The sequence below is a fragment of the uncultured Oribacterium sp. genome, assembly GCF_902481605.1.
Taxonomy (GTDB): domain Bacteria; phylum Bacillota; class Clostridia; order Lachnospirales; family Lachnospiraceae; genus Oribacterium; species Oribacterium sinus.
This window is the reverse complement of sequence record NZ_CABSXI010000058.1, coordinates 1-14,537: the sequence shown is the minus strand read 5'-3', so window position 1 is coordinate 14,537 and position 14,537 is coordinate 1. Positions and strand designations below refer to the sequence as shown.

4 protein-coding genes are annotated in these 14,537 nt (G+C 44.3%); 1 reads left to right on the top strand and 3 read right to left on the bottom strand.

Annotated features, from left to right (window positions below; all coding sequences use genetic code 11):
* The 3 genes from RDQ32_RS08895 to RDQ32_RS08885 form a co-directional block, all read right to left on the bottom strand.
* A partial coding sequence (locus tag RDQ32_RS08895; RefSeq protein ID WP_308580094.1) for an FctA domain-containing protein occupies positions 1-5,716 on the bottom strand: 5,716 nt, incomplete at its 3' end.
* A gap of 319 nt (positions 5,717-6,035) precedes the next feature.
* Entirely contained in the window at positions 6,036-11,630 is a 5,595-nt protein-coding gene (locus tag RDQ32_RS08890) for an FctA domain-containing protein (protein ID WP_308580093.1), read from the bottom strand.
* 347 nt (positions 11,631-11,977) lie between these two features.
* Complete coding sequence (locus RDQ32_RS08885) at positions 11,978-14,218, bottom strand: methyl-accepting chemotaxis protein (protein ID WP_308580092.1); 2,241 nt, start codon at positions 14,216-14,218, stop codon at positions 11,978-11,980.
* Between the two features lie 50 nt (positions 14,219-14,268).
* On the opposite strand from RDQ32_RS08885, the gene RDQ32_RS08880 reads away from it, so the two are divergent.
* Positions 14,269-14,412 (top strand): hypothetical protein, encoded by a 144-nt coding sequence (locus RDQ32_RS08880; RefSeq protein WP_308580091.1) that lies wholly within the window; start codon positions 14,269-14,271, stop codon positions 14,410-14,412.
* Positions 14,413-14,537: the final 125 nt, after the last annotated feature.

The following is a 14,537-nucleotide window of genomic DNA, read 5'->3' as shown; positions in this document are numbered from 1 at the left end:
ATAAAACACCTTCTTCCAAATCGGAGTTGCTCACGATTTTCTTATTCCTAATAACATTGTTGTCCGGATCCAGATACTCCTCGAAAGTATCGTTTCCGTTACCGTTATTCAGGAGGATTTCATTTTCATCAAAGCTTGGGTCCTCTCTCTTATCTGACCAATATACGGAGTTGGAACTAATTTCCATGGTCTCTGTCCGTAAAACAAAGCGGAAAGGGTCTGCCTGAGAAGGCTTTCTTCCGGAAATCTTCTTACCCAGCTCCACCTGTCCCTGTGCCGGTGTAGGCTTAAAGACATTGGTATAGTTGAAATCATCTCCTCCTACTAAGGCAAAGAGATGTCCATTTCCTAAATCATTAACTGTAATGGTGATATCTCTGGTAGGACGAGGATCATTTACGATACCGGGGAACAAACCGCTTTCCGTTACGGTGTACTTGTATACTCCGGGGCGGGTAATATGTACTCTTCCGAAGTTTACTTCTCCACCTATAGCATCCGGATTGGTCTTGCTCAGGCTGTCTGCAGTTCCTGCTTCCGCCGGCATAGGCTCTCCGTTCACTCTTTTTAAGGTGAAGGTAAATGTATTGGAAATATCCGGCTTCTTCACTCCCGCTGTTGCGCTTAGGAATTTTTCCACCTTGATTTCCGGGTCGATAGCCTGTACGCCGTAAACGTTGGTAAAGGTCATCGGGTTGGTCTCGCTAAGCTGTAAATCCGACTCCATCTTTACGTGGTTCGGATCCGTTACGGTAATGGTGATAAACTTATCTCCCATATCCTCGCTTTGCACACCATCCAAATGCTGTCCGCTTTCATGAATCTTGTACTTGTACGTTCCGGGCTTTAAAAGACGAATATTTCCGAAATTCACCATACCTCCGTCTGCATCCGGATTACGCTTTACAGTGTCGATGGCATTGCCCTCTTCATCCAATAAAGGAGCTCCGTCCACGCCGCTTAAGGTAAAGGTGAACTTTCCTTGAATACTGGGGGCATTTAATCCTGCCGGCACATCCAAAACCTTCTTTACCGGTAAAGAAAAGACTACCGGTTCCACAAGACGGTGCTTACTGCTGGACTGTACCGTATCCGGTGCTACGTTCTGGGGAACATCATTTCCCGGGAACAAAATGCCGGTACGATAAGCCACATTGGTGTTTTCCACCTTAATCTTCTTCTGATCCATGTGGGCTACCATATTGACATTGGCTAAAATGAGTCCCTGCTGGTCCAGAATAAAACGCTTTCCTGCTTCAGTGGTTCGAAGGTCAAAGGCAAGGGCCTTGATTTCCTTTCTATCTACTGTATTTGCGCTTTCATTTTCATAGTTCCATTCCTTCCAGATACTGTCACTGAATTTCGGATTGTTATGATTGGTATCCGCCGCATACCCGGCAGCATCATACAGGGGTTTTCCCAGGTCTCTTTGTTCCGGAGTAGGAATAACCGTAGAATAAAATACTCTGGGCTTTAAGGTATCCTGGTTGTTGGCATTGGTTTTGTCATAGGAGCGTTTACTGAGCATACTGTTAATGTCTACTCCGGTAAAATCTCCGTTTCTGTCCTTTTCCTCCCCTAAGATATCAAAGAGTACCAAATCCGTGGTTCTACTGGTGGCAGACGCCTGATACAGAAGTCTATGATTATAGGGGTCTCCCATATAGCTCACATTATTTCCAAGGTAACGAGAATCGATTTCTGTGGAAACCGTATTGTTAAAGGTTGCCTCCAGTACTGTTACCGGCCCGTAAGGCATGGTTAAGCTCGTTACAGAGGTGGTAAAAGTCCCATTTTCATGGGCTGCCTCATCCCTTTTGGCAGTATATTTTCCAAGCAATGCAGGGCTGGGATTAGGGGTTTTTCCATTGGAATAGTTACCGTCCCAAATGGTATTGGCATCCTTATTGATAAAACCAACGGTGTTTACTACGGATCTTCCACGGTCTACGATATTGGTATAGGGATTCCAGAGAGTATAAGCCATTCTCCAACCGCTTCGGTTATAGAATTTGTCCCAGTAACGATGCTGCTTGTCATCCGGAATGGTCAGATGAATAATCATCATGGTTTGTCCGGAGTTTTCCCAATTCTTCTTAAACTCTACCGTATAATCCTTACCCTTTACAAATCTTTTTTCTTCCGGCGGTATCTCTGCCTGATCCATGTTTCCTATTATGATAGATGATTCATCCACATAGGTTCCTGCCGGAAGCAAGTCATAGATGTCCCCCTTCTTCAGAACATATTTGTCTGTGTACTCATCCTGCTGAAGGCTGGTGGGGAAGGTTCCCCAGTTTAACCCTCGAACAAATACCTGCATACTCTGCTCGCTTCGTTCAGGGTGATCTACATACGGGGCATTAGTCTTTGCAAGCTCAGAGTTAATGTTTAAAGGCTCTAAACCGTATCCTACTTCCGGGAAATAATCTCCGGCTCTCTTATTCAGCCTCTGTACTCCCAGCTGACGAACCTCTCCGGTGGCATCTCCCGCTAAAAAGCTGATGTTGTAGCCATCAGTTCGAGCCATAGTAGTGGCAATGGCACTTTGCATTGCCGGCTGGGGGGTAATTTGTAGGGTAAATGCCGCGTCAAAGCTGGTTCTGTAATACGGAGAATCCTGCTTAAGGCGAAGGCCTACAATATTATTTCCAAAGGCTTTCTCTAAATCCAATTGATTTAAGTGAGTAACGTGAGAAGCTTTATTCTGGGTAAGATCCCACTTATCCTCATACCCTGGTTCCGGCGTAAACTGCACTCTTCTTCCGGCGTCAAATCTAAAGGTTCCGTACTTGAAATAATCATCTAAGCCGGTACCCTTCCTTCTTAACCAGATTTCTACAGGAGGATACTCTGCATATTCCTTCTTATAATCTCCCTTTTTGGCAAACCGGATTATCGGATTATCCACCTTCTCCACATCATAGACCTTCATGTCCTTCATGTAGATCTTGCTATAGTGGTAATCGTCATCCGTTAAATCATATACAGGGCCTCTGTAGGCATCCGCATTTGTTCCGTTATCATGGGGCAGGTTGGAAAATGCTCCGCTTCCCAAGGTCTGCTCCACATTTTGATTGTTTACGCTGATTCTGCTGGTAGAAAAAAGCTTATACTTTCCGTCGGTAATGGTGGTTCCCGAACCGGGTTGTCCGGAAGTTCCGGAGGTTGTGTATTTTCCGTCTGTCCCAAAGGCAACACTGTTATCATCCGCCTTGTAATTGGAGGACAGGGTAAAACTGTCATTCCAGTTACTGTAGACAACCGGAGCTTTTCCGCCATCCTTATAAATACTTTGTAAGCCGAAAATTCCTATATAGACTTTTCGATCTACCGTATTATATTTTTTCAGTACAAAATCACCGGGAGTGGAAGGATGCACATAGACCATCATGGGGTCCTTAGGCGTTACATCCTTTTCTCTTACGTACCCATCCGCCCAAATTTCCTTATAATGAATTTTGTTCGTAATGGGTAAGCCCTGTGTAGCCAGATTAATGCCATCGTTCTTTGCATCCTCCAGCTTTTGCATGGGATACTTATATAGCAAGGCATATAGCTGGGAATTATAATGGGCGTTGGCATATTGTAAGTTTTCCGCATAGGGCAAGCCGACAGGAAGATTGGGGACGCTTGGATCCTTGGGAATTCCCACATAAGTTCTATCAATCGGATTTTCCAAATATGGGGCATTTGCCGGAGGATTCTCTCCCACTCCCATATACTTTGCAATATTGGCATAGCCATTCTTGGCATAAACCTCAATATTATTCTCATTATTGGCAATATTGTTATAGAAGTAATTGTTCCAGGCCACATTGCTGGGGAGTTTCTTTGCACCAATCAAGGTTCCGCCATCGGAATCCAGAGGACTCCCGTCATGGAAAACATAGTCAAAGGGCTGTGAGCTTCCTTTGGCTCTGTCCACTCTAACATACCAAACTCCGTAAAAATACTGTTCTGCATCGTCAGGTTTTTTCCCCCAGCTGGGATCCCAAGTAAAATAAACGCCCTGATTCACATCTGCCGTTCCATGCTTTAAAGTAAAATTGGTTTCTTTAACCTCCGTTTCCACATGAACGGAAAGGGTTTTGTCCTCTTCTGCGTCAAGACTACTGTCGCTATGATCAATCTTCATGCTTACCGGAAAAGTGTTATCAAAAACACCTTTTTCCTGGCCGTTAATCTGCTGATGCGTTACAGCAAGCATGGTCGGTGTCAAGTTATAAGCAATATCCGCCTTAAAGGTTAAACCGCCGGTAAGCTCTCTAAAATTTGCCAGGCGGAAGTACTCTTCGGTTCTTCCTCCACCAATATCCTTCTGAATAATCGTATAGTTAAAACTACTTTGTGGATTGGTATTTGGCGCCTTAGGTACTCCGGTGGTAATCGCCGGCTGTAACTTATGCTGGTTATTATTCTTTTTCTCATACACGGATATCTTATCCGGCTCAGCGCTGTCCCAGCCCTTAAAAATACGGGCAGGAATTTCCATGATTACCGTTCCCGGTGCATACTTGGTATTCTTATTTCCCTTTAAGGTAAGTTCTACCCCTAAGGTCGTAGTATTCGTGGCATTGGAAGCTTTCTCGGGAGGAATGATTTTTAAATCCCTCTGGTCTCGCATAACGCCGTTACTGCCGTCTGTATAGCTGTGTCCGGTTTTGGCATTACTTGTTCCTGCATCCGGATCCGGCGATTCCATCCAGAAGGCCTTAAAATCATGGGCACTGGCACTTTGTCCTGCAGAAACCGCCGTAGCGACAATAGGACTGAAGTGCTTTGCGGAGAAGAGCAAATTCTCTCCCTCTTCCTTTACGGGAAGAATCTCTGCCGGAAGTCCTTCCGGAAGGTGCACAATGCGAAGATCCTTATCCTCTTCCGCCAAAACCTCTTTGATTTTCTCGGTCTTTTGCAGGCGGATCTCCACCTTCTTTCCGTTCTTCGGCTGAACTTCCTTTTCTACGCCGTCCACTTCTCTGACAAAGGAAATATCCACTGCATCCAGCACCTCTACAAGAGGTACCATTCCGGGATAATCCTTTTCATAATTCTTCTCCAAAAGAGACTTGGCTTCTTCAACGACAGACTCCTTCTCCAAGGGAAGCAGCTTCATCTGTGTGCCCTCTTGGAAGGTTCCCTCCGGATATTCCGCGGTAACGGTCAAATCCTTATAAGACACGGAAAAGGAACCGGCCTCCATGTACTGAGCCGCTTTTTCCCCCGCTTCTTCAGAAGGCTGATTTGCTCCTTCTTCAGAAGTCTCTTCCTTTTTACTTTCCTCTGCCGAAGCATCCTTCTCCTCTGCTACAGCAGCGTCAGAATTTTCCTGTTCCTCTCCTGCTTGTTTCCCGGCAGATGCATCTTCAGAGGCTGTCTCCTGCACTTCTCCGGACTGTGCCGCCTGTTCGCTTGCTTCTCCGGAAGCCTTTGCAGCATCTGTTCCTAATGCGGATTCTTCCTCTGCTTGCTCTGCAGGGGTGCTTTCCGTCAAGGAATTTGCTTCAGAGGATAGTCCCATCTGCTCCGCAACGAGCTGTGCGTTTTCCGATGCATAGCTCACACTTTGCAAATTTCCCGCAAGCATCAAAAAACTGAGGAAATAAGCCATACCCTTCTTGGCAAAGCCTCCTCTTTGACGTCTTTTGGAAAAATTCCTACGGGTTAAGGTATCCCTTCCTCTTCCCATAGCTTCCGCATTCTCCTGCTTTCTCATTTTGTGCTCCATGTCACACTCCTTTATGACTCTATTCTTCCCACTTGGAAGCTTCTTCTAAACGACACCTTAAACAAGAAATTGCACAACTAGGCAGGCAATACTCCATAAAAATGAATTTTAAGGCAATCGTCTTAAACAAAAAACTGTTAGGACTGCCTATTGTAGGGGAAGTCCTAACAGTTTGTCGACAAATAATTATTATCCTATTATCTGTTTATGCAAAATTCATTTATGGCATAATAATTTCTTTGAGAATATAAAAAAATCAATGGTTTTCGAAGTTTTTTGAAGAGTCTTCTTTTCTTATCTTCTTTTCTTATCTTCTCTTCCTTCTTCTTAGCAGAGTAGATCCGCTGTATCCGCCCAAGCATAAAGCACTCAAGATAAATCCCCATGCCAAGAGCTTCAGATTTTTTGTATCTCCTGTGGACACCTGTCTGGAAAGAAGCTTTTCTTCTTCTCGGATACCGCTAAGTACTTCTCCCAGTTCCTTTAATTCCTGCTTTTCTTCCTCCGTTAAAGGCCGGGTCTGTCCAAGAATCTCTCCGATTCGTTTTTCGACTTTTGCTCTTCTTTCTCTCAGTTCCCGTCTTCTTCCGGCAAGTTCTGCAGGAGGAATATTTCCGACGGTTACCGTTTTCGGTGTTTCCGGATTGGGAGGTACAACAGGACTAGCAGGAGGAAGCTCTTCTCTAGGCGGAGTTTCCGGTGTTGAAGGAGGATTTGGATTATCCTTCGGTACCGGATCCGTAGGCTTCTTGGGCTCTTCCTTCTTGGGGCTTTCCTGTGGTCTTGGTCTATCCTTCTTAGGATTCTCCCTATTGGAACTTGGTGGCTTCGGCTCTTCCTTCGGCGTTTGGGGCGGTGTCTTCGGCTCCTCCTTCGGTTTAGGCAGATCCTTCTCACTAAAATGGTTGGTAAAGCTTAGTTCCGTTTCCCCATCATAGCTTAGTTCCGCACTTAATTTTGTATAGTTCGGTGCATCTACCTTCACCTCTACCGTTAAGGCTTTTTCCGATACAGGGTCATTGCTAACCCCCGGGAAAGTGCCACTTTCCTTTACCGTATAATGATAGGTTCCCGGCCGGTAGAAGGTGATTTTCGGAAAATGAAATTCTCCTCCCATATCCTCCGGATTTTTCACGGTATTTAAAATCGCATTTCCCTCGTCATCTATCATTGGCGCATTTCCCACCGGCTTTAAGCTAAAGCTGAAGGCTCCCTTTGCTTTGATGTCTGCATTTCCGGCATCTTTGGTGATATGTTTTTGTCCTTTGATTTCCACGCTAATCGGCGGAAGAATCCTATGCTTACTGATGTCAGTTTTATCGGTAGGCTGAGATGTATTGTTCGGTTGGTCTCCTGTAAAGGTACGGTGAATGGTGATTGCCGTATTGGTATTCTCCACACTAAGCTTTCGCTTTTCTGTGGATGCATTCATATGAACATAAATGCTGATGGCGCTTTGTCCCGGAAGATAAAAGGGCTTACCGGCCTTTGTCTTTCTTACATCCACCGCAATAGCTACAATACTTTTCTTGTCCACCGGATGATTCTCAGGCTCATATTTTTTCCAGATACTGCTGTCATCCACATTAAGATTCGATACATCCGGCTTTACCGTAGCATAATAAACTACCGGTGCTGCAGTATCTTTGTTATTGGCATTGTGGGCATCGTAGGTTTTCTTTCTTAAAAGGGCAGGGAAATCCACATAGTCAAAGTCTCCATTCCTTTCCTCCTCTGTTCCCAGAATATCATATAATACATAATCTGCCGTCTTGGAATTGGGAGCGGTACTGTACATTAATTTATGCACATAGGGGTCTCCTGCATAGGAAACATTTTGCGGAATATACTCCTTCTTGATTTCCGTACTGATACGGTTTACAAATCCGGCGGATACTGCGGTAGGAATGTTATAGTCCACATTGGCTTCCGTATACAAGATTCCCTGTTTCTCCGAGGTGGAAGTTTCCATCACGGATTTAAAATACTGCTTATTCTCATAATTTGCCCCGACAAAATTGTCTGTAGTCAGATTCGTCTTGCTCTTATGCTTGGGAGTCTCATCCACAAAGCCTACATTATTCTTTGGGTTGGCACCATTATCAATAATACTGCTATAGGTATTTTCCAGCTTATACTGCACGCGTACACCGTTTCTGGTAAGTACACCGCCGGTAAACCAATCCGCTTTTCCCGGTCTTTTAAACTTGATTTTCATCATGGTTTGTCCGGATTCTTCCCAGTTTGGAATAAATTCCACGGTATAGTCTTTTCCTTTTTCATAACGTGCTCCCGAAGTCGGTAGGGAATCCGCGTAGCTATAGTCTCCCATCTCTATACTGTCCGGGTCAACATTCGTTTCTAAGGGCAGTAAATCATAAAAAGTACCCTCTGTAATCTTATAGGCATTTAGATAAGCAGCATAGGAATTATTGATACTCATATCATTATATGCCGTGAAAGTAACGGCTCTTCTTTGTCTTCCTGTTGCAGGATCGTCCTCTATAGAACCTATACTTTTCTTTTCCAGCACACTTTGATAATTCGCCGGACTCAGTTGGTAGCCTACCTTATTCCAAAATTCTCCCACCTGATTTTTTACAATCTCAGTATCTCCGATGGACAATTTTCCTTCCGCCGGTGCGGCAATAAAACTGTTCTTCTTATTTTGAAGGTCCTTCTCCAGTCTTTGTTTCATGGCCTCTGTAGGATGAAGGCGAAGATTTACCCTTGTAGTAAAGCCGGTCTCATAGAAGGAGCTGGAATTTTTAAAGCGAATCTCCTTGATTCCCTCCGGAAAGGACACGGGTTTCTGCACAGTAGCATCCTGTTCCACTCCGGATACACTGCGGAATTTTTTGTATCCCGCTGCATTCAGATAAAGCTCTCCAAGCTTTTCTTCACTTCCCCCCTTCTTCTTGCCGTAAACCTCAATGGGGGCAAAGCGAGTATAGGCCTTGCTGGGATTCACGGCTTTTTCATTACTGTAGCCGTTAAACTCCACATCATAGGCGGTATAGTCCGCCAGATAAAAGGACTCATAGGAATAGTCATCTTCCGACAGCACATAAGGATCTCCCCCTGTCGAAGGATAGCTTAGTACTCCGGCGCTTTCCGTGGGCTTTCCGTCACTGCTGCTAATATTGTCCATGCTAAAGAGGGTATATCTTCCCCCATCGGAAATCTCCGCCTTGGAACCATGGGCAGTAGTATAGGCCGTATGATCTCCATTCCAAGTAATCTCGCTATCCTTTAAATGGGTACCTGCAAAAAGACTGTAGGAAAGACTCACCGGAGTTCCCTCCGCCAAAAGAGTCTGCATTCCCTTAATCAACTGGGTATTGGTATCGGTTGGCTGGCCGGTATATTTATCTAAACGGGCTACTCCCCCAATATTTTTTCGTACATATACTTCCAGTTCCGCAGTACTTTCCGCCTTGGGTGTACCGCTATACCCATCCTGCCAAATATCCTGTACAGAAAAAGTACTTTTGTACTTTAGCGGCTGGGTCTCCAAATCCTGTCCGCTACTCTGTGCTGTTGTAATATCCGTTTTGGGATAACGGTAAAGAAAGGCGTAAAAAGCAGTATTTCTATAGCCTCCATCATCAAAGCTGGCATATTCTTTATAATCCAGGTTTTTATTCTTGTATTCCGTCTTATATTCCGGAGCAATAAAAATGCTTGTCTTTCCCATGGGATTCTCTAAACGAGGCTCACTGGGCGTCGCTACTCCCATTTCTTTGGCAATATCCTTGGGACTGTTTCCTATTTTGCCAAGCATTTGATCCGGATTAAATAAAGTATCAAATTCTCCGTCCTGAGGATAACGCTTTACCCCGATTAATTGTCCGGAGGAAATGGCTCCGGAACCGGCTACCGGAGCTGATGTGGAAGTAATATCCGGCACAAAGGATAGGGCCTGGGTACTCCACTTGGCACGATCCGCTCTTCCATAAAAGAGGCCGTAGAAATAATTATCCGCATCTGCAGGTCTTGGTCCCCATGTGGGATCCCATTGGAAATAAACGGATTTGGGCGCATCAAACTTCTTCGCCTCCCTTAGCTCCACCGTGCTGGGATTCACTTTGGATTCCACCCTGATCTTTAGTTTTCGTTCTATACTGGCATCATGGGGACCGGTAAAACTTCCATCCATGTCCTGGTCAACTTCCAAAAATACAGGAAATTCCAGCTCATAAACACCCTTTTCTCCCGAAGTACTGTCGTGGGTATACTCTAATAAGGTCGGCGTAAAATTATAAGAAAAAATAGCCCCCAGGGAGTTGGCAGGACCTCTGGCATCCGTGTTACTGACTTTAATATAAGGCACCGCTACTCCGTTTACCATTTTGGTAATGCCGTCTTTTGTATAATTACTTCTGTTCTTTGAAACCCCCGGCGCTGCCACAATATCTCCCGGATTAAACTGGGAAATTAAGCTTCTGCTGTTCTGGTCCTCCGCTACCTGATCCGTTCCGTCTTTTCCTTTAAAAATCGCTGCAGGAAGATAAATGTTGATAGAACCTGTAGGATAGTCCTGTGGTGCTCCCGCCCCTCCAGCAAAATTCACCATATAGCTGATTCCTATGGTCATGTTGTTATTTTTACCGGGCTTAATCAGCATGGACTTTTTTGTGTCTTCATCAGTAGCACTATAATCCGGGTTAATATAACTAATGGAAGCATCTTTGTTCGCTGTGGCATTAACACTCCAGAAGGCATGGAACTTGATTTTGTTATTGTTTCCTTCTGTAGGAACATCTCTCCTTCTTCTGGTTCTTACCACTGCATAGGGACTGAAACGTTTTCCCTGAAAACGGATTCCCTCTTCCTCTTCTTTAGAATCCAGATACTCTACACCCTTCTGCTCATCAAAATGCAGAACCTGTAATTTAGACTCCTCAATTTGAGAAGAATCTTCTCCCAAGCTACTCTCCGATTCCTCTCTTGCTTCATTCTCCGCTTCCGGCTCTACTTCTGTAGCTGTCTCCGTATCTACTTTATTATTTTCTAAGGAGGATTTTTCCAATGTAATCTCTACGGCTTTTCCCTTCTTCGGCTGAACCTCCAGCTTCTCGCCGTCCTCGTTTAAAACATAAAAAGAAATATCCACAGCGGAAAGAGAGTCTACTTCCCAGCTTTCTTCCTTCCGCTCTTCTTTTTTCTTTCCTCCATTTTTTCTGTCTTCTTTCAAATGATTTCCGGCATCTTGCAGCTTGGCTCTTTGCAAGGCCTTCTCTTTCATTTCCTCTAAAAGACTTTCCTCCTTGATGTCCTTTACTTCCATCTGTACATCTAAAGGAAAGGTAGACTCCGGATATTTTGCAGTAATCCGAACGCCGGCTTCACTTAGCCCTTCTATTTCTGTCTCTTCAGAATTCAAAATAAACTTTGCAGCTTTTTTGCTTCCTTCTAAAGAATCCGTCGCGGAAGAAGCCCCCTCTATAGGAGAGGATTCCGGTGAAGATGCTTCCGGTGCAATAGGTTCTTCCTTTGCAGTAGATTTCTTTGAAGGTGCTGCATTTGAAGAGACTTCTGCAGGAGAATTTCCCGTTACAGCGCTTTCTATCGGAGAGCTTTCCGTTGAAGGCGCTTCCAATGAACTTGTTTCTGTTGAAGCTGTCTCTTTAGCTGAAGCTTTCTCGAAAGAAATAGCTTCCTTCTGATTTTCCGCCTCTGTTTCCTTGACTTGCAACGGCGACGCAGATACCTCCTCCGCGAAGCTTACCGTTTCTAAGGGACCGGCAGCTAAAAGCATCGCCAAAAAGAAGGCAAAGAGTCGTTTCCCTACTCTTCTCCCCTTCTTAAAAGCCGGGATTTGTCCTCTATAGCCCTGCTTTTCCTGCCATTTTTCTTTGTCTTTGCCTAAATCGCCTATACTCGCACTTTCCTGCATCATTGTAGACTCCTTTTCCTCCAAAAAAAGAAAGTGTATCTCCCTCAACGCTTTCTTCCTTCTTATTCTCAATCAATGATGTATCGACTCAATTTCCACTTTTTAAAAGGATTATCCGGAAATAAAATAAAACAAATATTTTTTTTAAAATTTTTTATTTTAAAATCAATACTGTCTCTGTTTTCCTGTCTCTATTTTCCTGGTTTCATATGCAAAAAAATAGAGCATAGAGTAAAGGCATTAATGCCATTCTCTCTATGCTCTATTTTTAATTCTTAACGAGTATCGCACGCGTAGTGTGCGATATCTCGTTTTAAACTAAAGCTTATGTCGATAAACAGATTTCTCTATTATCTTACTTTAAACTTATCTACAAGGTCGTTCATCAGGTTAGCCTGAGCGGATAATTCCTCTGCTGTTGCGGCACTTTCCTCTGCTGTTGCGGAGTTTTCCTGCACTACAGCGGAGATTTCCTGAAGACCGTCACTCAAGCGACTAACACCTGCAGATTCCTCTTCGGAAGCCTTGGAAATTTCTCCGATCAAATCATTAACCTGGTTGGTACTTTCGGATACGGAGTGTAAAGCTTCTGCAGTTTCCTCGGTGAACTTAGCACCCTTCTGTACTGCTCCGATGGTTTCTTCAATCAGAAGAGAAGTATTCTGAGCTGCTTCCTGAGACTTCTTTGCCAGGTTGCCGACTTCATCCGCAACTACCGCAAAGCCCTTTCCGGCCTCTCCTGCTCTTGCCGCCTCGATAGCTGCATTTAAGGAAAGAATATTGGTCTGGAAGGCAATATCATCGATGGTCTTGATAATCTTACTGATTTCCTTGGACTTCTCGGTGATTTCTTCCATAGCGCCCTGCATGTCAGTCATCTTCTGGTTACTGGTTTCTACATGAGAACCGCTGACAACACCAAGCTGCTGAGCCTTTTCAGCCTGCTTTGTGGTATGACGAATCTGCTCTGTAATGTCTTCCATGGTCTTGGAAAGCTCTGCAATGGAAGATGCCTGCTTGGTAGTACCCTCGGAAATTCTCTGGGCCATGCTGCTTACCTGTTCCGCACTGCTGCTTACCTCGGAAGAGGAAGTGTGTACATTCTTCAAGGTACTGTTCAAGCTTGTGGAAATTTCCTGTAAAGAATTCAGGATTGGGCGGAAATCTCCCTTATAGTTCTCATCTTCTTTAATTTCTGTTGCAAAGTCTCCCTGAGCAAATGCTCCAAGCTTCGCCTGTAAATCGGATACCACATAGGTCAGACGCTTTACGATATTGTTAAAGCTCTTTACCAGACGGCCGATTTCGTCTTCCTGTGCATAGGAAACCCTAATGTCAAAGTTACCCTCTGCCAGCTTGTCACTTTCCTCTGCCAGCTTTCCGAGAGGACTAAGGGACTTCTTAAGTGCTGTGAAAAGAATTACCTGTAAAAGAATAAACAAAATAACTTCTGCAGCAACCAATGCAACGAAGAGCTGGTTCTTACCCTGGTTGTAAAGGTCTAAGCTCATTGCGGACTGTACATACCAGTCTGTTCCATAGATGGTGAGCGGTGCAAAGTAACGAATACGGTGGCTGTCCTTAATATGGAAAATGCTCTCTCCGTCAAACTTACTCTGAATCTCGTTCTTAAAGGTCTCTTCTCCAACGTACTCAGAAAGGTTCTTTCCTACCGCATCAGGGTTGGAGCTGTATACGAACTTACCATCCTTATTGATAACATCAAAGAAGGTCTTAGCACCTTCACCGGACTTATCAACTCCCAGAGTATCGAACATTTTAACATTTAAGTCTACTACTACCGTTCCCATAAACTGGTCATTATGAAGGATAGGTACAACCAATACAAAAATTGTCTCTCCGGTAATGGAGGATACGAAGGGGTCTACCACATGGCTAACCTTTTCCTGAGAAGCTCTGGTATAATACTCTTCCGCTCCGTTTCCGTAAAACTTGTAATCCAGGAACTTGAAGAAACGCTTATTCTCATCTCCGTTATCTCTTCCTAAATACATAGCGTATTCCGGCTCACCCTGCTGGAACGCATTTGGCTCGAAGAAAACGCCTGCTCCCATAACGTGTTCATCATGACGAATCATTTCCCATACAGAATCCAATAAATATTTTTCTTCAAAGGATCTTCTTTCACTTAAGTGAACGGTATCTCTTAAAAGACTGGGAACTGTTGCCGCACCGGTATCCGGCTCGTTATACATTTCTTCCAAGTGATCGCTGATTGCTCTTGCAGCATTCTCCGCTAAAGTAATGGACTTTTTGACTTTTTCTACATTCATCGCTGTAGTAGAAAGTAAGTAATCCTGATTAATCTTATCGAAGGATTTTCCTACCGCATTCAGCAGAACAATGTTTACCAGCACAAAGACTATCAACATGGATACGCAGACCAATGCAGAAATTCTTCCTGCCAGGCTGCTTCTCTTTTTACCCTTTACAGCCTTCGCCTTCTGTCCCGGCTTTACTCCCGGAGCTTTCTTAAAAGCCTTGGAGCCCGGCTTATCCTGACTCCCGCCTGCCTGTGTCTTAACAGCAGCTTCCTTTGGGCTTAACCCGTTTTCCTGTGTGTTTTCCATTCTTCCTCCTTGAAATTGTCATTCCTCTATCTCAGGAAAATTCTCGTGAAATGGTAGGAGTTACTCTCCTCCATGATTCCGCTTTAATCAATATCGTCAGTTTGGAAGAATGTATTAGTGAATTTACGGAAATAAAAAAAGCTATCGTTAGCTCTAACGCAGTATGGTCTGTAATTGGGGTACGCTACAGCTAACTTCATCCTACGTATGAAAGGAATATATGAATGATAAGCATACGCTCTAATGCAGTATGGTCTGTAATCGGGGCACGCTCTCGCTAACTTCGCCTTCGTAGCAGTACTAACTTCAAGCTTCGCTT